The following is a 19,151-nucleotide window of genomic DNA, read 5'->3' on the forward strand; positions in this document are numbered from 1 at the left end:
ACCCGTGGCCTGGCAGAGCCAGTTCCACGGTGGCACTGGCGATGGCGTTGCGCCAGTTGTTGTGGGGCGTGGACTTTGCAAACGTGATGGGCAACGAATATGTCAGGTGAAGTGTTGATGGATGCCGGTGAGCGTGGCGTGGTGCATGTCACCTTGCGCCATGCCGGGCGGCTGAACGCGATGTCGCGGGGCATGTGGCGGCAACTGCGCGAGGTGTTTCAAGACATCCAGCGGCGCAGCGATGTGCGCTGCGTGCTCATCGCCGGCGAGGGCGATGCGTTCTGCGCGGGGGGCGACATTTCGGAGTACCCGGGCTTTCGCTTCGACACCGCGGCCTTGCGCGATTTCCATGAGAACGACGTCTGGGGCGGGCTGAGCGCCATGCTCCTGTGCGACGTCCCCATCGTGGCCCAGATCAGCGGGGCCTGCATGGGTGCCGGGGTGGAGATCGCCAGCTGCTGCGACATCCGCATCGCGGGCGGCACGGCCCGCTTTGGCGCCCCCATCGCCAAGCTCGGCTTCCCCATGGCCCCCCGCGAGGCGCAGCTGGTGGCCGGCGCCGTGGGCGATGTGACGGCCCGGCAGATGCTGCTGGAAGCCGCCACCTTCAGCGCCGCCGACATGCTGGCGCGCGGTTTCCTGAGCCGCGTGGTGGCCGATGACAGGACGGCCACCGAGGCGGTGGGCAGCGCGCAGCGCATTGCCGCGCTGGCACCCCAGGCCGCCCGCATGAACAAACAGACATTTCGGGCATTGAAAGTGCCTGTGGCGCCTGCTGTAAATGCGCAATCAGCTATTAAAGATATAGCAAACGATGCGCCTGACCCCTATGCGTACGCGGACAACGCCGAGCACCGCGAAGGCATCACTGCGTTCCTTGAAAAACGCGCCCCCCTGTTTTGATGGGCCTTGCCCATTTCCATTCCTCTTGTGGATCTGACCATTTGCAACCCCGCCCAACTGCCATGAGCCAACACAACCTCTTCAGCGCCCTGCGCGCAGCCTTTCCCTCCGACCTGGGCAGCACCGCCGTGGAAACCACGGCGCCCGACGGCACCCCGCTGCACTACAGCTGGGCCGACCTGGACCATGCCAGCGCGCGCATCGCCAACCTGCTGGCCTCGCTCAAGCTGCCCGAGGGCAGCCGCGTGGCCGTGCAGGTGGAAAAGTCGGTCGAAGCCATGCTGCTGTACCTCGCCACCTTGCGCGCGGGCTACGTGTTCCTGCCGCTCAACACGGCCTACCAGAGCGCCGAGATCGAGTACTTCATCGGCAACGCCGAGCCTGCGGTGGTGGTGTGCAGCCCGGGCAACTTCGGCTGGGTGTCGAAGATCGCCTTCACGCTGGGCACGCAGCACGTCTTTACCCTGGGCGACGACCGCACCGGCAGCCTGCTGGAGCGCGCGGCGCACCATGGCGACAGCCACACGCCCGTGCAGCGCGCGGCCGATGACCTGGCCGCCATCCTGTACACCAGCGGCACCACGGGCCGCAGCAAGGGCGCCATGCTCACGCACGGCAACCTGCTGTCGAACGCGCAGGTGCTCAAGGAGTACTGGGGCTGGACGGCTACCGGAGGGCCTGATGGCCGTGGCGACGTGCTGATCCACGCCCTGCCCATCTTCCACGTGCACGGCCTGTTCGTGGCCATCCACGGCGCGCTGATCAATGGCAGCAAGATGATCTGGTTCAGCAAATTCGACCCCAAGGCCGTGCTCGCCGCCATGCCGCGCGCCACCGTCTTCATGGGCGTGCCCACGCTCTACGTGCGCCTGCTGGGCGAGGCCGGCCTCACCAAGGAGGCGGCGAAGAACATGCGCCTGTTCGTCGCGGGCTCGGCGCCGCTGCTCATCGAGACCTTCAACGAATGGCAGCAGCGCACCGGCCACACCATCCTGGAGCGCTACGGCATGAGCGAGACCATCATGCTCACCTCCAACCCCTACGCGGCCGATGCGCGCCATGCCGGCCAGACCGAGCGGCGCGGCGCCACCGTGGGCTTCCCGCTCCCCGACGTGGGCCTGCGTGTGGTGGACGATGCCAACAAGCCGCTGCCCGTGGGCGAGATCGGCAACATCCAGGTGCAAGGCCCCAACGTGTTCAAGGGCTACTGGCGCATGCCCGAGAAGACGGCCGAGGAGTTCACGCCTGACGGCTGGTTCAAGACTGGCGACGTGGGCAAGGTGGACGAGCGCGGCTACGTGAGCATCGTGGGCCGCAGCAAGGACCTGATCATCAGCGGCGGCTACAACGTTTACCCCGCCGAGATCGAGGGCTACATCAACGACATGCCCGGCGTGGCCGAAAGCGCCCTGGTCGGCGTGCCCCACCCGGATTTCGGCGAAGTGGGCGTGGCCGTGGTCATCGCCAAGCCGGGCGTGAAGCTCGACGGCGAGGCCATCGTGGCGCGGCTCAAGTCACAGCTGGCCAACTTCAAGATCCCCAAGCGCTGCTTCGTGGCCGACGAGTTGCCGCGCAACACCATGGGCAAGGTGCAGAAGAACCTTCTGCGCGAGCAGCACAAGGCACTGTTTTCCTGACCCCGTGGGCTGGCGGCTGCCGCAGGCGCGGCCTGCTGGCACCTGCCCGCCGCAGTCAGTGCCCGCCGCCGACCAGGGCGCGTCCGGCCGCCCGCAGGGCCTTGGCCGCGCTGTCGCCCAGCAGCAGCGCGCCGCTGCTGAACGCGCCATCCACGAGCAGCGAGAGCTGGGCGGCGGTCACGTCCGGCTTTTTCACACCGAGCCGCCGGCACAGCGCCGAAAGCCGCTTGCGCTGCTCCAGCCTGTGGCGGGCCGAGATGGCGCGGGCAGGGTGCGCGGGGTCCGCGAATTCCGCGGCCACGTTCAGCTGGGGGCATCCCCGGTAGCCCGGGCGGGCCACCCGCTCGCCCACCCACTGGAGCAGGGCGTCGAGCTCCGCCGCGGGATCGGGGCCGTGCGTTGAGACAACGTCGTCCCATTGCTGCCAGAACTCGCGGTCTTCGCGCTCCAGGAAGGCCGCGATCAGGTCATCCTTGGTGCGGTAGTAGCGGTAGAGGCTGGTCTTGGCGATCTTCGCGCGCTCGATGATCAGGTCGATGCCCACCGCGCGAACGCCCTCGTTGTAGAAAAGCTGGGAAGCGGTGTCGAGGATGCGTTGCTGCACATCGCCGGGCGGCATGGCCGCGGGCGTGGCGGAGGAGGCAGCTCGCGAGGACGGGGTGCCGTCACGGGTTCCAGGTGGTCTCATGCGCAGATTTTCCCACATCGCGCGGAGATGTGATACAGACCTGTATGTTGCCGGCAGGCCTGCATGCGCCGCGTGCCTTCAGCCCGCTCCGCGGGGGCGGCCAGGGCCACGGCCGTGGGTCCGACCCTGCCGTTGGGCAAGGCCCGCGCGGCGGGGCCTCTGCCCTGTGCTCAGCGCAGCACCAGCACGGGGATGTGCGAGTGCGTGAGCACATGCTGGGTTTCGCTGCCCAGCAGCAGGCGCTTGAGCCCCTTGCGGCCGTGCGATGCCATGACGATCAGGTCGCACTTGTGTTTCTTGGCGGCGGAGATCACCGCTTCCGCGACGAGATCGGATTTGGCGATGACGGCCTTCACGGCAACGCCCTGGGCGATGCCTTCGGTCTTGACGCCATCGACCATGGCCTGCGCGGCGTCGCCCCACTGTTTCTCGATGCGCTTGACGTCGCTCATGTCGACCGGCATGCCGCCTTCAAAGTAGCTGCGGGGATAGCGTGGCACGACCTTGAGGGCCACCACCGTGGCGCCCGACAGGGCTGCAAGGGACAGGCCGTGCTCCACCGCTTTGTCCGACAGGGCCGAACCGTCCGTGGCAATCAGGATGCGTTTGTACATAAAGGGCTCCTCAAAGTGATGGAACAAGCTTAGGATCAATCATGTTCCGGGGCTTGATCCAGGTCAATGTACCTGCCGGGCCCTCACGATAGGCTTGAACCATGTCAATGTTTGGACCCGGTGCGCCGGCCTCATCCCCGGTGCATCAGACAGATGCCGGGACGGACGCGTGGCCGGCGGCCGCGCCCGCTCCGCAGGCCGTGCTGCTGGACGACCCGCAGGAATGGTCGGCATTCGGCCGCCCGTGTGCTCAGGCGGGTGGTGCTCCCGCGGACCTTGCCGCGTGCGCCTGGGAATCCCAGGTGGTGCTGGAGGGCATGCACTGCGCGGCCTGCGCGCTCACCATCGAAGACGCGCTGCGCGCCGTGCCGGGCGTGCAGCAGGCCGATGTGAGCGCCGCCACGCGGCGCGCGCGCGTGGTCTGGCACCCGGCGCAGGTGCGCCCCTCGCAGTGGATGCAAGCAGTGCACAAGGCCGGCTACCGCGCCATGCCCGCCATGGACGCCTTTGCACGCGAGCAGCGCCTGCGCGAGAGCCGCCGCGCGCTGTGGCGCTGGCTGGTGGCGGGTTTTTGCATGATGCAGGTCATGATGTACGCGTGGCCGGCCTATGTGGCACAGCCGGGCGACCTCACGCAGGAGATGGAGCAGCTGCTGCGCTGGGCTTCCTGGGTCATTACCTTGCCGATGGTGGTCTTTGCGTGCGGACCCTTCTTCTCCAGCGCGCTGCGCGATATCCGGTTGCGCCGCGTGAGCATGGACCTGCCCGTGGCGCTGGGCATGGCCATCACTTTCGCGGTGAGCACGGCCGGGACCTTCGACCCCACGGGCATCTTCGGGAAAGAGGTGTACTACGACTCGCTGACCATGTTCGTCTTTTTCCTGCTCACGGGGCGCTGGCTCGAGCTGCGCCTGCGCGACCGCACTGCCGGCGCGCTGGAAGCCGTGATGAACCGCCTGCCCGACAGCGTGGAGCGGCGCTCGGCGGATGGCAGTTTCGTGCGCGTGGCCACACGCCGCCTGGCCGTGGGGGACACGATCCGCGTGCTGCCGGGGGAGGCCTTTCCGGCCGATGGGCGCATCACCCGGGGCAGCACCCAGGCCGACGAATCCCTTCTGACGGGAGAGTCCACCCCGGTGACGCGGCCCGTGGGCAGCGTGGTCACGGCCGGCAGCTACAACCTGCAGGCGCCGGTGGAGGTGCAGGTGGAGGGCACGGGCGGGCAGACGCGCTTCGCGCAGATCGTGGCCTTAATGGAAAGCGCGTCGCTGCAGAAACCCCGGCTGGCACAACTGGCCGACCGCATCGCGCGGCCGTTCCTGGTGGCGGTGCTCGCGGCCGCGGCCCTGGCGGCCGCGTATTGGTGGCCCTCCGATCCTGGCCATGCGCTGATGGTGGCGGTGGCGGTCCTCATCGTCACCTGTCCCTGCGCGCTGTCCCTGGCCACACCGGTCGCCATGCTCACGGCGGCGGGCACGCTGGCGCGCCATGGCGTGCTGGTGCGCAACCTGCAGGGCCTGGAGGCCTTGGCCCGCGTGGATACCGTGGTGTTTGACAAGACCGGCACGCTCACGCGGGACGGCATGGCATTGCAAGCCGTGCATACCACCGAAGGATGGGCGGCACGGGGCGCGCTGGCGCTGGCGTCCGCCTTGGCGCGCCAATCGATGCATCCCGCATCGCGCGCCGTGGTGGCCGCCGCTGGCGCGCAGGACGACGGGCGCTGGATCGTGAGCGGCCTGCAGGAGGAAGCCGGGCTCGGCCTGGTGGCCGTGGCGCGGGATGGCCTGGGCGCGGAGCCTGCCCGCACGTTCCGGCTGGGCTCCGCCCGCCATGCGGGCGTGGCGCCGCAGGACGGCGCCGCACTGCAGGTGGTGCTGTCGGAACAGCGCCCCGACGGGCGGGTGCTGGAACTGGCGCGCTTCGACCTGGTGGAGGCTCTGCGCGCCGAGGCCCCGGCCGTGGTGACGACGTTGGCGGATGCCGGCCTGGCGGTGCAGTTGCTGTCCGGTGACCGGGCCGTGTCGGTGCGGCGCGTGGCTGCGCAGGCGGGCATAGCGCAGGCGGCGGGGGAGTGCACGCCCCAGGGCAAGCTGGCCGCATTGCAGGCGCTGCAGGCCGGCGGCCACCACGTGGCCATGGTGGGCGATGGCATGAACGATGGCCCGGTGCTGGCAGGTGCCCATGTGTCCTTCGCGTTTGGCCGCGCCGTGCCGCTGGCGCAGGCGCAGGCCGATTTTGTCGTGCTGGGCGACAGCCTGGCGCTGGTGCCGCAAACGGTGCTGCTGGCGCGGCGCACCCTGCATGTGGTGCGCCAGAACCTGTGGTGGGCCGCGGGCTACAACGCCCTGTGTGTTCCATTGGCCGTGGCGGGTTTCATGCCCGCCTGGCTCGCCGGGCTGGGAATGGCGCTGAGTTCGCTGCTGGTGGTCCTCAATGCCGCGCGCCTTGCACGAGATCTTCCGCCGTTGTCTTCCTCGGGCGCGGCGCCGCTGCCGCCAGAGGGTGCTCCGGCCATTGAAATCACCAAGACAACGCTGAAGGCCGCCTGATGGACATTCTGTACCTGCTGATTCCGCTGTCCGTGGTGCTGGTCTTGATGGTTCTTGCAGGACTGTGGTGGGCGGTCCATCACGGCCAGTTCGAGAGCGTCGAGCAAGAAGGTGAACGGATTCTCCGAGACGATTGACTTGTGTCAATGCCCTGAAAAGCTGGCTGCAACAAACTCTTACTGCAATACAAAGAGGTGCCCGATGGATTCTCCAAAAACAAATGCTGCGCACTACAACGACACGGTGGTGCGGCAGTTTTCTATCATGGCCGTGGTATGGGGGGTGGTTGGCATGCTGGTGGGCGTCATCATCGCCGCCCAGCTGGCCTGGCCTGAACTCAACTTTGGCATACCCTGGCTCAGCTACGGGCGCTTGCGCCCCCTGCACACCAACGCGGTGATTTTTGCGTTTGGCGGCTGCGCGCTGTTCGCCACAAGCTACTACGTGGTGCAGCGCACCAGCCAGGTCCGGTTGTTCGCCGGGCCGCTGGCGGCGTTCACGTTCTGGGGCTGGCAGCTGGTCATCGTGGCCGCCGCCATCAGCCTGCCGCTGGGCTACACCTCCGGCAAGGAGTACGCCGAGCTTGAATGGCCCATCGACATCCTGATCACGCTGGTCTGGGTGTCCTACGCCATCGTGTTCTTCGGCACCATCGGTGTGCGCAAGGTCAAGCACATCTATGTGGCCAACTGGTTCTTCGGTGCGTTCATCCTGGCCGTGGCATTGCTGCATGTGGTCAACAGCGCAGCGATTCCCGCCGGCTTCATGAAGAGCTACTCGGCCTATGCGGGCGTCCAGGATGCGATGGTGCAGTGGTGGTATGGCCACAATGCCGTGGGCTTCTTCCTCACGGCGGGCTTCCTCGGGATGATGTACTACTTCATCCCCAAGCAGGCAGGCCGTCCGGTGTACAGCTACCGCCTGTCCATCGTCCACTTCTGGGCGCTGATCTTCACCTACATGTGGGCCGGTCCCCACCACCTGCACTACACCGCGCTGCCCGACTGGACGCAATCGGTGGGCATGGTGTTCTCGCTGATCCTGCTGGCCCCCAGCTGGGGCGGGATGATCAACGGCGTGATGACGCTGTCCGGCGCCTGGCACAAGCTGCGCGACGACCCGATCCTGCGTTTCCTGATCGTGTCGCTGTCGTTCTACGGCATGTCCACGTTCGAGGGCCCGATGATGTCCATCAAGACCGTCAATGCCCTGAGCCACTACACCGACTGGACCGTGGGCCACGTGCACTCCGGCGCCCTGGGCTGGGTGGGCCTGATCTCGATGGGGTCGCTGTACTACCTGGTTCCCCGCCTGTTCGGCCGCGAGAAGATGCACTCCATCAAGGCGATCGAGCTGCACTTCTGGATGGCCACCATCGGCATCGTCCTGTACATCGCCGCCATGTGGATCGCTGGCGTGATGCAGGGCCTGATGTGGCGCGCCATCAATCCCGATGGCACGCTCACCTACACCTTCGTCGAGAGCGTGAAGGCCACGTACCCCTTCTATGTGATCCGTGTGGCTGGCGGCCTGCTGTATCTGGGGGGCATGGTGGTCATGGCCTGGAACGTGTGGGTGACAGCGATCTCGGGCCGTTCGGTCAAGGTTGCCATTCCCGCCGTGAATGCGGCGCACGCCTGAGCCGAAGGAGATAACCCATGTCCAACAACAATCCATCTTCTTCGACCGGCTTCTCCCACGAGAAAGTCGAGACCAACAACTTCCTGATGATCGTGCTGATCCTGCTCGTGATCGCCATTGGCGGCCTGGTGGAGATCGTGCCACTGTTCTTCCAGAAATCCACGACCGAGGCGGTCAAGGGTGTGGAGCCCTACAACGCCATGCAACTGGTGGGCCGCGACATCTATATCCGCGAGGGCTGCTACAACTGCCATTCGCAGATGATCCGCCCCTTCCGCGCCGAGACGCTGCGCTACGGCCACTACTCGGTGGCGGGCGAGTTCGTGTACGACCATCCCTTCCAGTGGGGCAGCAAGCGCACCGGACCCGACCTGCACCGCGTGGGCGGCAAGTACAGCGATGAGTGGCACCGCATCCACCTGAACAACCCGCGCGACGTGGTGCCCGAGTCGAACATGCCCGCCTATCCCTGGCTGGAAAAGAGCGCGGTGGACCCCGCGAGCGTTGCGCCGCGCATGAAGGCGCTGCGCACCGTCGGCGTGCCCTACACGGACGAGCAGATCGCGGCATCCGCGGCCGACGTCAAGGGCAAGACCGAGATGGAGGCGCTGGTCGCCTACCTGCAAGTCATGGGCCGTGCGCTCAAGTAAAGGAGGTTCGCAATGGACATCACCACCATGCGCATCGTCGCCACGCTGGCCTCGATGGCCTGCTTCGTCGGCATCTGGGTCTGGGCCTACCGGGGCCGCAACAAGGCCCGGTTTGACGAGGCCGCTCGGCTGCCCTTTGAACAAGATTGACCCCCACCAGAACGAGAACACCCCATGAGTGACTTCACCAGCAATTTCTGGTCGGTCTTTGTGACCACGCTGACCCTGGTCGGCATCATCGCCTGCGGCATCCTGCTTTGGATGGCAGGCCGCAAGAAGGTGATGGCCACGGCCGACAACACCACGGGCCACGTCTGGGACGAGGACCTGGTCGAGATGAACAACCCCCTGCCGCGCTGGTGGGTCTGGCTGTTCGTCATCACCATCGTCTTCGGCTTCGGCTACCTGGCCGCCTACCCAGGCCTTGGCAGCTTCACCGGCAAGCTGAACTGGACGCAGAAGGGCGAATACGAAGCCGAGATGGCCAAGGCCAAGGCTGAACTGGAGCCGCTGTATGCCCGTTTCGCCTCGATGAAGCCGGAAGACGTGGCCAGGGACCCGCAGGCCCAGGCCATTGGCGAGCGCCTGTTCATGAACAACTGCGCTCAGTGCCATGGTTCCGACGCGCGCGGCAGCAAGGGTTTCCCCAATCTGGCGGACGGTGACTGGCTCCATGGCGGGGCGCCCGAGAAGATCCGTGAAACGATCGAGAAGGGCCGTGTGGGCAACATGCCTCCCATGGCGGCCGCAGTGGGCACGCCCGAAGACGTGCGCAACCTGTCGCACTATGTGCTGAGCCTGTCGGGCAGCCCGCACGATTCGCTGCGTGCTTCGCTGGGCAAGTCCAAGTTCACGGCATGCGCGGCCTGCCATGGCATGGACGGCAAGGGCAACCAGGCGCTGGGTGCCCCCAATCTGACCGACGACGTCTGGCTGCATGGCTGGGGCGAGGCGGCCATTACCGCCATGGTCAACAACGGCAAGGTCAACCAGATGCCGGCCCAGGCCGACAAGTTGACGGAAGCGCAGATCGGCGTGCTGTCTGCGTACGTATGGGGCCTGTCCAACGGCAAGCAGGCTGCCGCGGTGCGCTGATCCGGGCCGGGTGGTGCGCCCCCTGGCGCTGCCCCCGGTTTTTTGCCCCATTGCTGAAGACACACCAAGCCAATAGGTCGACACCACCATGAAGCCACCCAGCGGGCCAGCCCGCAAGGTCATTCCGATTGCACCGGTTGCATCCGATGCCTCGTCCGAGGGCGAGATCGTCTCCTTGTACGAAGCGCAGAAGAAGATTTACCCGCGCTCCATCAGTGGCCTGTTCGCACGCTGGCGCTGGGGCATGGTGTTTCTCACGCAACTGGTCTTTTACGGCCTTCCCTGGTTCGAGTGGGGGCAGCGCCAGATGGTGCTGTTCGACCTGGGGGCACGGCGGTTCTATATTTTCGGGCTGGTGCTCTATCCGCAGGACTTCATCTATCTCACGGGCCTGCTCATCATTTCGGCGCTGTCGCTTTTCCTGTTCACGGCCGTGGCGGGGCGGCTGTGGTGCGGTTTCGCCTGTCCCCAGACGGTCTACACCGAAATGTTCATGTGGATCGAGCACAAGATCGAAGGCGATCGCAGTGCCCGGCTGCGGCTGGACAACGGGCCCTGGACCTTCGAGAAGATCCGCAAGAAGTTTCTCAAACAGGTGGTATGGATCATCGTGGCGCTGTGGACGGGGTTCACGTTCGTGGGCTATTTCGTTCCCATCCGCGAGCTCGGCGCGGAACTGCTGGCGCTGCAGGGCAACTGGCAGATATTCTGGGTGCTGTTCTACGGCTTTGCCACGTATGGCAATGCGGGCTACATGCGCGAGCAGGTGTGCAAGTACATGTGCCCCTACGCGCGCTTTCAGAGCGCGATGTTCGACCGGGACACCCTGATCGTGAGCTATGACGTGGAACGCGGCGAGCCGCGCGGCCCGCGCAACAAGACGATCGACCACAAGGCCAAGGGCCTGGGCGACTGCATTGACTGCACCCTGTGCGTGCAGGTGTGTCCCGTGGGCATCGATATCCGCAAGGGCCTGCAGTACGAGTGCATTGGCTGCGGACTGTGCGTGGATGCGTGCAACACGGTGATGGACAAGATGCACTACCCCCGGGGGCTGATCCGCTTTTCCACGCAGAACGGCGTGGCACAGCGCTGGAGCCAGTCGCAGATCCTGCGGCGCGTCCTGCGGCCTCGCGTGCTGATCTACACCGCCGTGCTGGTGGCACTGTGCGTGGGCATGATGGCCAGCCTGGTCACCCGCACGCCGCTCAAGGTGGATGTGGTGCGCGACCGCGCGGCCCTGTCGCGCATCGTGGCGGGCGGCAAGCTGGAGAATATCTACCGCCTGCAGATCATGAACGCCACCGAAGGCCCCCAGCGCTACCGCATCGGCGCCCGCGGCCTGGACGGGCTGGAGGTGGCCTCTGAAGCCGAGGTGGACATTGGCCCCGCGGAGTCCCGGTGGGTGGCCGTGCGCCTGCAGATACCGTATGGCTCCGCGCCCCCGGGCTCCCATGCCGTGCAGTTCGATGTGCAGGCGGTGGGCGCTGCGGCCCATGTGACCGAGAAGTCCGTATTCCTGGTGCCCCGATGAGGCGACGTGCACCCCGGTGCACGGCCCCGGGGACGTTGTATGACCGAGAAGATTTTTGAGGAGCAAGCACCCATGCCATCCAATCCAGCCATCGGCTCCGCCCCCGCCACCGCTGCGCCCTGGTGGAAATTCGGCCACGTCTGGCTGATCATCGCCGGCCCTGCCATCGTCATCGTGGCGGGCTTTGTCACGCTGTGGCTGGCGATTTCGCGGCCAGACCCCGTGATTGCCGAGGACTACTACCGCCAGGGCATCGAAATCAACAAGACGCTGGAGGCTCCGGAGAAGAGCCTGGCCCCGGCCATGAAGGGCCGCAACCACGCGGCAACGCCGGTTCAGGACCAGCCACGCTGAAACCCCTGGCCGAGCAGCGGGTCTGCGCGGCCTTACCAGGAGACAACCCCGATGTGGACGCAACGCCTGATGTGGATTGCATGGCCCGCCTTTCTGATGGCGGGCGCGATGGAGATGCTGGTTTTTGCGATGGTGGACCCGCAGGACCTGCATTGGTTCGGGCAGCCGCTGGCCCTGTCGCGCCAGGGCGTCTACACGCTCGCGTTCTTTGCGTTCTGGGCCATCACCATGGCCTCCAGCGCGTTGACCACGCTGCTGGCAATGTCGCCCTTTGAACTCAACCGCTGCCCCGTGCCCGAAGGCGAGCGCCCTGATGATTGCCGAAAGACATCATCCTGCCCTTGAACAGCGCACCGGCCGAGCTCCGGTGGCAAGGCGTTGCCGGGACGAGCGGACCTGGCTCGCCTTGCTCAGTGGCAGGCGGACTGGTTGTTCACGATGCGCTTGAGCGCGTCGGTCTCGAGGATGCGGACATGGCGCTGCTTGACTTCGACAATGCCTTCTTCCACAAACTTGGAGAAGGTGCGGCTCACGGTCTCGAGCTTGAGGCCCAGGTAGCTGCCGATCTCCTCGCGCGTCATGCGCAGCACCAGCTCGGACTGCGAGAATCCGCGGGCGTGCAGGCGCTGCACCAGATTGAGCAGGAACGCTGCCAGGCGCTCCTCGGCACGCATGCTGCCCAGCAGCAGCATCACGCCGTGTTCGCGCACGATCTCGCGGCTCATGATCTTGTGCACGTGGTGCTGCAGCGCGGTGACCTCGCGGGACAGTTCCTCGATGCGGTCAAACGGCATGACGCAGACCTCGGCGTCTTCCAGGGCCACCGCATCGCAGGTGTGGTGGTCATTCACGATGCCGTCCAGGCCGATGATCTCGCCCGCCATCTGGAACCCCGTGACCTGGTCGCGTCCGTCCTCGGTGGCCACGCAGGTCTTGAAAAAGCCGGTGCGGATGGCATAAAGCGAGGTGAACGACTCACCATTGCGAAACAGCGTGCCGCCGCGCTTCACCTTGCGGCGAACTGCAACGACCTCGTCGATGCGGTGCAGTTGCTCTTCGCTCAGGCCCACCGGCATGCACAGCTCGCGCAGGTTGCAATTGGAACAGGCGACTTTGATGGTGAGCGGGTTCATAGGCACAGGGCGGAGTTAGGTTTCGAGCATACCGCCCGATGGCCGAAGAGGGAGTCTCTTGGAGGGCGGGCAGGCGACTGACATGCATCAAATTGTCGCTGTTCCGGCCACTCCATCACTTGATTCATGTCAAGGACATGGGGGGCAGCTTACGGCACAGTCAAGGTGTACGCAAGGATTCGCCCCATGACCGCTGTTTCGCCTGACCTGCTGCGCCGTTTTGACGTACCAGGCCCCCGCTATACCTCCTATCCGACGGCCGACCGGTTTGTGGAAGCCTTCGGCCAGGAGGACTACGCCCTCGCCCTCGAGCAGCGCCGCATGGGCACCCTGACCAAGGCGCTGCCCTTGTCCCTGTATGTGCACATCCCCTTTTGCGAGTCGCTGTGCTACTACTGCGCCTGCAACAAGATCATCACCAAGCACCACGACCGGGCTGAAGTCTATCTGCGCTATCTCAGCCGCGAGATCGACCTGCACACGGCGCACTGCGGCACGGGCCAGGTGGTGAGCCAGCTGCACCTGGGCGGCGGCACCCCCACCTTCCTGTCGGACGATGGCTTGCGGGAACTCATGGCGATGCTCCAGCGCAGCTTCACCCTGGCGCCGGGCGGGGAGTACTCTATCGAGGTGGACCCCCGTACCGTCAATGCCGACCGGCTTGCCGTGCTCGCGGAGCTTGGATTCAACCGGCTGAGTTTTGGCGTGCAGGATTTTGACCCCGAGGTCCAGAAGGCGGTGCACCGCATCCAGCCCGCCGAACAGGTGTTTTCGCTGGTGGAATCCGCGCGCTCGCTCGGCTTCGAATCGATCAATGTGGACCTGATCTACGGGTTGCCGCGCCAGACGCCGGAGTCGTTCGACCGTACGCTGGCGCAGGTGGTTCAGTTGCGGCCTGATCGCATTGCGCTGTATGCCTATGCCCACCTGCCGGAGCGGTTCAAGCCCCAGCGCCGCATCCTCTCCGCCGAACTGCCCGCAGCCTCCGGCAAGGTGTCGATGCTCTCCCGTTCGCTCGACGCGTTCATGGGCGCCGGCTATGTGTATGTGGGGATGGACCACTTCGCGCTGCCGGAGGACTCGCTGGCCGTCGCCAAGCGGCAGGGCCGCCTGCACCGCAACTTCCAGGGCTACAGCACCCAGCCCGACTGCGACCTGATCGGCCTGGGCGTGTCGGCCATTGGCAGGGTCGGCGCCACCTACAGCCAGAACGCCAAGACCCTGGATGAGTACTACGACCTGCTGAACCAGGGGCGTCTGCCCGTGGTGCGTGGCCTGGCCCTGACGCGGGACGACCTCGTGCGCCGCGCCGTCATCATGTCCTTGATGTGCCAGGGAGAACTGCTGTTCGAGCCCATGGAACAGGCCTGGCTCCTCGATTTTCGGCACTATTTCTCCGCCGAACTGGCGCAGCTCGACACCATGGCCGAGCAGGGGCTGGTCAAGGTGAGGCCCGACGGTGTCGAGGTCACGGCCATGGGCTGGTTCTTCGTGCGCGGCATCGCCATGGTTTTCGACCGATATCTGCAGGCAGACCGCAACCGCGCGCGTTTTTCACGCATCATCTGAATCCCATGCTTGCAACGGTTGCCTCGACTGCCTTGTTGATGGGGCTCGTTGGCGGGTCCCATTGCCTGGCCATGTGCTCGGCACCTTGTGGCGCCGTGGTGGGGCAGGGGAGCGCGGGCTGCGCATCCGCCCCGGGCGCCGGGGCGCCGGCGGAGGGGGCTCCCCCGAAGGTGCAGGCGGTGCGGTGGGCACCGCGCGGTGGCGTGGCCCGGCGGGCCGTGGCCTTTCATGCGGGCCGCCTGACAGGATATGCGCTGGCGGGCGGGCTGGCCGCCCTGGCCATGGACAGCCTGGCGTGGATCACTCAGCAGTCCATGGCACTGCGCCCGGCGTGGACCTTGATGCACGTCGCGGTGATGGCGTGGGGGCTGATGCTGATGGTCCAGGCGCGGCAGCCGCTCTGGGTGGAGCAGGCGGGCCGTGGCGTGTGGGAGCGCGTGCGGCCTCTGGTCCGTGCACCGGGGGGCATTCTTGCCGCGGGGTTTCTCTGGGCGCTGATGCCCTGTGGCTTGCTGTATTCGGCGCTGCTGGTGGCTGCCTTGAGCGGAGGGCCCCTGGAGGGCGCATTGTCCATGGCGCTTTTTGGCATTGGCAGCGGCGTCTGGCTGGTCGGCGGGCCCTGGGCCTGGACGCGGTTGCGGGCCCGGCTCAACACCGTGCGCGCGGACTGGGGGACGCGCGCCGCCGGTGGCCTGCTCTGCGCGGTGGCAAGCTGGGCACTGTGGATGGACCTCGTCTACAAACCCTCGCTGTGGTGCCGCTAGCGTGCATTCGGGCCGCGGCGGCCTGAGGGCGAGGCGGTTTCGGTAATCCACATCCCCATGAGGGGGATTGCCCCGCCCCGCGTCTTCGGGCAGGCAAGTGTTGCCGTGCCGCCGCGGCGCGGGTGGGCTCCTTCGACAAGGCCTTCGAACTGGCGATAATCTGTGTAACTATTGGTGGCATTCACGTCTCCATGTTTCGCGCGCCCCGAAGTGAACTCCTCCATCCTCATTGACATCAGCCAACTGCGCGTCGGCATGTACATCCAGCTCGATGTGGGCTGGATGCACCATCCGTTCCCGGTGAGCAGTTTCCGGGTGGCATCGGCGGACCAGATCGCGACGTTGCGGGAACTGGGTCTCACCGAGGTTCGATACGTCCCCAAGAAAAGCGATCCTGAGCAAAGGGAGCTGGTTCCGGCCGCCTGGAGCGTGCCGGAGATGACGGTGCCCTCGGCCCAGGGACCGGATGCCCCCGGCGCCACGGCCACCGTGGACCCGGAGGCGCAGCGCCGGCGCGAATTGCTGGAGGCGCAGAACCGCACCTTGGCGGCCTGCAACCAGCGGTTCGGAGAGGCCACCCGACAGTACCAGGCACTCGAACGCGTTGCGTCCGAGCACCCGGACCAGGCCCGCACCAAGGGCGATGCGCTGGTGGCTGGCTGCGTATCGGAACTCCTCGAGAACGGTGACTCCGTCATCCGGTTGCTGTCGGAGGGCGTTGGGGAGCGCAATGCCCTGCACCCCATCAACGTGATGGTGATCTCCCTGCTGCTGGGCCGTGCCCTGGGCATGAAGAGCTCCGAGTTGCATGATCTCGGCATCGCGGCCCTGATCCATGACCTGGGCAAGCTCAAGCTGCCGCCGAACCTGCGCCAGCCCACGCCCTCGATGATCCCCATGGAGCGAACGCGCTACGAGTCCCACGTGGGCGAGTCCGTGGCATTCGCCACGCGCATGGGACTGCCCGAAGCGGTGCTGACGGCCATTGCGCGGCATCACGAAATGGCCGATGGCAGCGGGTTCCCCCTGCGGCTGTCGGGGCCTGACCTGGGACGGGCGGGGCAGGTGCTGGCGCTGGTCAACCGGTACGACCGCATGTGCAACCCGGCCAACGGCGTGGATGCGCTCACGCCCCATGAGGCGTTGTCCGTCATCTTCGCGCAGCTCAAGGCGCGCTTCGATTCCGTGGTTCTGGGGGCATTCATCCGCATGATGGGGGTGTACCCGCCGGGCTCCATTGTCCAGTTGGTCAATGACCGCTATGCGATCGTTGCCTCGGTCAACTCGTCGCGGCCCCTGCGGCCCAAGGTCATCGTGCACGATTCCCGTGTGCCCAAGGACGAAGCACCGATCCTGGACCTGGAAACGGTGCCCGAGCTGGGCATCCGGCGCAGCCTCAAGCCCGCGCAGCTGCCACGCGATGCGCTGGACTATCTCTCTCCCCGTCAGCGCATCTGTTACTTTTTCGAGCGTGCGGTCAGTCCCGGCAATGAAGAGGCAGGTTCGTGAGGGTTTCGCAATCCCACGGCTGGCTGGACGCGCTGCAGGAAGCCGTCTGGCTTGTCGATGAGGCCAGCCTGCTCATCCTGCACGCGAATGCCGCCGCGCAGCGGCTGGTAGGGACCCCCGTGTCCGCCATGGTCGGTGCATCGGTGCTTGGCCTGGCCACCACGCCGCAGGACCAGGCGTTCTGGGGGGAGCCCGCCGAGGTGGTGGCGGGCGGCATCCATTCCCACACCCGTCTTCTGCGTGCGGATGGCACGCTGGTGCCCGTGGACCGGCAGGTAAGCCGCGTGCCCTGGGGCGCAGCGGGGGGCGATACGGTGTACATGCTGACCATGCTGGACCGCAGTGCCCAGGAGGCCACCGAGCGCGAACTGGAAACCCTGCTGTCCGAACTGCGCGCCACGCTGGACTCCGCGGCCGACGGCATGCTCGTCTGCAGCCTTGATGGCCGGGTGCGGGCGTTCAATCAGCGCCTTGCACAGCTGTGGAGCATTCCGCGCGACCTGCTCCTTGAGCGTGACGACGGGGCGGTGTATGCCCACATGGCCACGCAGGTGAACGATGCGGCGGCCTATTCGGAGCGCCTGGCCGCGATTGCGCGCGAGCCGATGCAGGAGAGCACCGACATCCTGGTGCTGCGCAACGGCGCGGTGCTGGAGCTGCGCACGGTCCCCCAGTTCAGCCAGGGTCGGCCGGTGGGGCGTGTGTACTCGTTCCGGGACATCACCCGGCAGACCGAGATACAAGCCAGCCTGCGCCTTGCCGCCAGGGTGTTCGAATCCAGCCTGGACGCGATCTTCATCGCCGACAGCCAGCACCGGGTCCTGCGCATGAACCCGGGATGCGAGCGCCTCGTGGGCCCGTCGGCCAAGTCGTTCGAAGGCAACACGGCGGCCTCTCTCTTTGGCGGCGGCCCCGATGCGGCGTTCATGGAACAGGTGCTGCAAGGCTGGTCCAGCGAAGGCTTCTGGGAAGGCGAGCTGTGGCTTCCCCGGGACAACGGGACCTATTGCGCGGTGCAGCTGTCGTGGGTGGCGTTGCGCGACGACGAGGGGCGGCTGGTGCAGAGCATCGGCTTCATGCGCGACCTGACGCTGCAGCACGCGGCCCAGAAGCGCATCGAAGAGCTGGCGTACAGCGATGTGCTCACAGGGCTGCCCAACCGGCTGCTTCTGTCGCAGCGGGTAGACACGGCCATCCAGGGCGCCCGCCAGAGCGACACCGGTTTCGCGATCCTGTTCCTGGACCTCGACCGTTTCAAGATCATCAATGACTCGCTGGGCCATCCCTTTGGCGACCGGGTGCTGCAGCTGGTGGCCGAGCGATTGCAGGCCTGCCTGCGCCAGACGGACATGCTGTGCCGGCTGGGCGGGGATGAGTTCGTCATCTATCTGCACGGTGGGGATGCCGTGGTGGCCGAGAGCGTGGCGCGCCGCATCCTGGACGACATGCTCAAGCCCTTCATGCTCGACGGCATGGGTTTCTCCATCCAGTGCAGCATCGGCATGGCGCTGTACCCGCAGGACGGGGCCACGCTGGACGACCTCATCAAGCAGGCCGATACCGCCATGTACCGCGTCAAGGAGCGCGGCCGGGGCAGCTATGGCTTCTACCAGCCGCAAATGAACGCCAACCTGCTGTCGCGCATGCAGATGGAGCATGCGATGCGCCAGGCGCTGGGGCTGGACCGCATGGCGGTGCACTACCAGCCGCAGGTCAACATGGCCACGGGGCGCATCACGGGCGCCGAGGCCCTGATCCGCTGGACCGACCCTGAATTCGGCGCGGTCTCGCCCGGGCAGTTCATCCCCCTCGCGGAGGAGTCCGGCTACATCGTCACGCTGGGTGCCTGGGTCATGGAGCAGGCCGTGCGCGAGGCGGCGGTGTGGATGCACAGCGGCATGCCCATCATGATCTCGGTGAACGTGTCCGCGCTGGAGTTTCGCCAGCCCGATTTCGTGGACCGGATCACGCGCCTGCTGGCGGTGCACCAGCTGCCGCCCACGCTGCTGGAGCTGGAGCTGACCGAAACCATCCTGCTGCAGGATGCGCAGGAGATGGAGCAGCGCCTGCGCGTGCTGGCCGGCCTGGGCATTGGCCTCGCCATCGATGATTTCGGCACGGGCTATTCCAGCCTGGCGTACCTGAAGAAGCTGCCGATCCACAAGCTCAAGATCGACCAGTCGTTCGTGCGCGGGCTGCCCGACGACGATGGCGACCGGGCCATCGTGAGCGCGATCATCAGCATGGGGCGCGCCATGCATGTGGAGGTGGTGGCGGAGGGCGTGGAAACCGAAACCCAGCAGGCGGTGCTGCTTCAGATGCAATGTGACCACTACCAGGGTTTTCTGTGCGCGCCCGGGCTTCCTGCCCACGAGTTTCGTGCCCTGCTGGGCAAGCCGCTGCCCTTGAAGGCGCAGGGCCGGCGCAATTCCGTCCAGACCTAGGCGCGCGAGGCCAAGGGCTTCGCACCACCGCCTTGGCCACCATCTCCGCTGCCCTTGCGCCGTA

18 protein-coding genes are annotated in these 19,151 nt (G+C 66.3%); 15 read left to right on the plus strand and 3 right to left on the minus strand.

The features are described from left to right. Positions 1 to 99 precede the first annotated feature (99 nt). Both AC07OD_RS01775 and AC07OD_RS01780 read left to right on the plus strand, forming a co-directional pair. Positions 100 to 903 (plus strand): enoyl-CoA hydratase/isomerase family protein, encoded by an 804-nt coding sequence (locus AC07OD_RS01775; RefSeq protein WP_494594797.1) that lies wholly within the window; start codon positions 100 to 102, stop codon positions 901 to 903. 62 nt (positions 904 to 965) lie between these two features. After that, complete coding sequence (locus AC07OD_RS01780) at positions 966 to 2,540, plus strand: malonate--CoA ligase (protein WP_494594799.1); 1,575 nt, start codon at positions 966 to 968, stop codon at positions 2,538 to 2,540. 55 nt (positions 2,541 to 2,595) lie between these two features. On the opposite strand, the gene AC07OD_RS01785 is transcribed toward AC07OD_RS01780, so the two are convergent. Both AC07OD_RS01785 and AC07OD_RS01790 read right to left on the minus strand, forming a co-directional pair. After that, positions 2,596 to 3,228, minus strand: coding sequence for a TetR/AcrR family transcriptional regulator (locus AC07OD_RS01785; RefSeq protein WP_492806317.1), 633 nt, complete (start codon positions 3,226 to 3,228; stop codon positions 2,596 to 2,598). A 170-nt stretch (positions 3,229 to 3,398) separates the two neighbouring features. Next, positions 3,399 to 3,842 carry a universal stress protein gene (locus AC07OD_RS01790; protein WP_218294141.1) on the minus strand — a complete coding sequence of 148 codons (444 nt, stop codon included), beginning with the start codon at positions 3,840 to 3,842 and terminating at the stop codon, positions 3,399 to 3,401. Between the two features lie 107 nt (positions 3,843 to 3,949). Here AC07OD_RS01790 and AC07OD_RS01795 point away from each other — a divergent pair, with 107 nt between their 5' ends. From AC07OD_RS01795 to AC07OD_RS01835, 9 genes are all read left to right on the plus strand, one after another. Then, positions 3,950 to 6,394: a heavy metal translocating P-type ATPase gene (locus tag AC07OD_RS01795; protein WP_494595124.1), complete on the plus strand. Its 2,445-nt coding sequence runs from the start codon at positions 3,950 to 3,952 to the stop codon at positions 6,392 to 6,394. After that, positions 6,394 to 6,531 carry a cbb3-type cytochrome oxidase assembly protein CcoS gene (gene ccoS / locus AC07OD_RS01800; protein WP_056169616.1) on the plus strand — a complete coding sequence of 46 codons (138 nt, stop codon included), beginning with the start codon at positions 6,394 to 6,396 and terminating at the stop codon, positions 6,529 to 6,531. The genes AC07OD_RS01795 and ccoS overlap by 1 nt, the downstream gene beginning before the upstream one ends. Before the next feature lie 64 nt (positions 6,532 to 6,595). Continuing rightward, a complete protein-coding gene (gene ccoN / locus AC07OD_RS01805) occupies positions 6,596 to 8,035 on the plus strand; it encodes a cytochrome-c oxidase, cbb3-type subunit I (protein WP_218294142.1) in 1,440 nt (479 codons plus the stop codon). Positions 8,036 to 8,052: 17 nt separating this feature from the next. Further along, a complete protein-coding gene (gene ccoO, locus AC07OD_RS01810; RefSeq protein WP_218340799.1) occupies positions 8,053 to 8,685 on the plus strand; it encodes a cytochrome-c oxidase, cbb3-type subunit II in 633 nt (210 codons plus the stop codon). A gap of 12 nt (positions 8,686 to 8,697) precedes the next feature. Next, on the plus strand, positions 8,698 to 8,835 hold the full coding sequence (locus AC07OD_RS01815; protein ID WP_010460656.1) for a cbb3-type cytochrome oxidase subunit 3: 138 nt from the start codon (positions 8,698 to 8,700) through the stop codon (positions 8,833 to 8,835). 24 nt (positions 8,836 to 8,859) lie between these two features. Then, a complete protein-coding gene (ccoP, locus tag AC07OD_RS01820) occupies positions 8,860 to 9,780 on the plus strand; it encodes a cytochrome-c oxidase, cbb3-type subunit III (RefSeq protein ID WP_218294144.1) in 921 nt (306 codons plus the stop codon). Between the two features lie 88 nt (positions 9,781 to 9,868). After that, a complete protein-coding gene (gene ccoG, locus AC07OD_RS01825; protein ID WP_494594803.1) occupies positions 9,869 to 11,314 on the plus strand; it encodes a cytochrome c oxidase accessory protein CcoG in 1,446 nt (481 codons plus the stop codon). 72 nt (positions 11,315 to 11,386) lie between these two features. Next, positions 11,387 to 11,668 (plus strand): FixH family protein, encoded by a 282-nt coding sequence (locus tag AC07OD_RS01830; RefSeq protein WP_369642187.1) that lies wholly within the window; start codon positions 11,387 to 11,389, stop codon positions 11,666 to 11,668. Between the two features lie 51 nt (positions 11,669 to 11,719). Continuing rightward, complete coding sequence (locus AC07OD_RS01835; RefSeq protein WP_218294147.1) at positions 11,720 to 12,013, plus strand: hypothetical protein; 294 nt, start codon at positions 11,720 to 11,722, stop codon at positions 12,011 to 12,013. Positions 12,014 to 12,078: 65 nt separating this feature from the next. On the opposite strand, the gene fnr is transcribed toward AC07OD_RS01835, so the two are convergent. After that, positions 12,079 to 12,801 (minus strand): fumarate/nitrate reduction transcriptional regulator Fnr, encoded by a 723-nt coding sequence (gene fnr, locus AC07OD_RS01840; protein WP_218294148.1) that lies wholly within the window; start codon positions 12,799 to 12,801, stop codon positions 12,079 to 12,081. Between the two features lie 186 nt (positions 12,802 to 12,987). On the opposite strand from fnr, the gene hemN reads away from it, so the two are divergent. The 4 genes from hemN (at position 12,988) to AC07OD_RS01860 (ending at position 19,087) form a co-directional block, all read left to right on the plus strand. Continuing rightward, positions 12,988 to 14,370 carry an oxygen-independent coproporphyrinogen III oxidase gene (gene hemN / locus AC07OD_RS01845; RefSeq protein WP_218294149.1) on the plus strand — a complete coding sequence of 461 codons (1,383 nt, stop codon included), beginning with the start codon at positions 12,988 to 12,990 and terminating at the stop codon, positions 14,368 to 14,370. A 5-nt stretch (positions 14,371 to 14,375) separates the two neighbouring features. Continuing rightward, complete coding sequence (locus AC07OD_RS01850) at positions 14,376 to 15,134, plus strand: sulfite exporter TauE/SafE family protein (protein ID WP_494594805.1); 759 nt, start codon at positions 14,376 to 14,378, stop codon at positions 15,132 to 15,134. A 210-nt stretch (positions 15,135 to 15,344) separates the two neighbouring features. Further along, complete coding sequence (locus AC07OD_RS01855; protein ID WP_218294151.1) at positions 15,345 to 16,643, plus strand: cyclic di-GMP phosphodiesterase; 1,299 nt, start codon at positions 15,345 to 15,347, stop codon at positions 16,641 to 16,643. Beyond that, positions 16,640 to 19,087, plus strand: coding sequence for a sensor domain-containing protein (locus AC07OD_RS01860; protein WP_494594807.1), 2,448 nt, complete (start codon positions 16,640 to 16,642; stop codon positions 19,085 to 19,087). The genes AC07OD_RS01855 and AC07OD_RS01860 overlap by 4 nt, the downstream gene beginning before the upstream one ends. Positions 19,088 to 19,151 lie beyond the last annotated feature (64 nt).

It is taken from the genome of Acidovorax sp. GW821-FHT10E03 (assembly GCF_059415205.1).

Bases quoted from the DNA above. Each gene is read 5' to 3' on its own strand.
- AC07OD_RS01775 (WP_494594797.1), top strand. From the start codon at position 100: ATGTCAGGTGAAGTGTTGATGGATGCCGGTGAGCGTGGCGTGGTGCAT.
- AC07OD_RS01780 (WP_494594799.1), top strand. From the start codon at position 966: ATGAGCCAACACAACCTCTTCAGCGCCCTGCGCGCAGCCTTTCCCTCC.
- AC07OD_RS01785 (WP_492806317.1), bottom strand. From the start codon at position 3,228: ATGAGACCACCTGGAACCCGTGACGGCACCCCGTCCTCGCGAGCTGCC.
- AC07OD_RS01790 (WP_218294141.1), bottom strand. From the start codon at position 3,842: ATGTACAAACGCATCCTGATTGCCACGGACGGTTCGGCCCTGTCGGAC.
- AC07OD_RS01795 (WP_494595124.1), top strand. From the start codon at position 3,950: ATGTTTGGACCCGGTGCGCCGGCCTCATCCCCGGTGCATCAGACAGAT.
- ccoS (WP_056169616.1), top strand. From the start codon at position 6,394: ATGGACATTCTGTACCTGCTGATTCCGCTGTCCGTGGTGCTGGTCTTG.
- ccoN (WP_218294142.1), top strand. From the start codon at position 6,596: ATGGATTCTCCAAAAACAAATGCTGCGCACTACAACGACACGGTGGTG.
- ccoO (WP_218340799.1), top strand. From the start codon at position 8,053: ATGTCCAACAACAATCCATCTTCTTCGACCGGCTTCTCCCACGAGAAA.
- AC07OD_RS01815 (WP_010460656.1), top strand. From the start codon at position 8,698: ATGGACATCACCACCATGCGCATCGTCGCCACGCTGGCCTCGATGGCC.
- ccoP (WP_218294144.1), top strand. From the start codon at position 8,860: ATGAGTGACTTCACCAGCAATTTCTGGTCGGTCTTTGTGACCACGCTG.
- ccoG (WP_494594803.1), top strand. From the start codon at position 9,869: ATGAAGCCACCCAGCGGGCCAGCCCGCAAGGTCATTCCGATTGCACCG.
- AC07OD_RS01830 (WP_369642187.1), top strand. From the start codon at position 11,387: ATGCCATCCAATCCAGCCATCGGCTCCGCCCCCGCCACCGCTGCGCCC.
- AC07OD_RS01835 (WP_218294147.1), top strand. From the start codon at position 11,720: ATGTGGACGCAACGCCTGATGTGGATTGCATGGCCCGCCTTTCTGATG.
- fnr (WP_218294148.1), bottom strand. From the start codon at position 12,801: ATGAACCCGCTCACCATCAAAGTCGCCTGTTCCAATTGCAACCTGCGC.
- hemN (WP_218294149.1), top strand. From the start codon at position 12,988: ATGACCGCTGTTTCGCCTGACCTGCTGCGCCGTTTTGACGTACCAGGC.
- AC07OD_RS01850 (WP_494594805.1), top strand. From the start codon at position 14,376: ATGCTTGCAACGGTTGCCTCGACTGCCTTGTTGATGGGGCTCGTTGGC.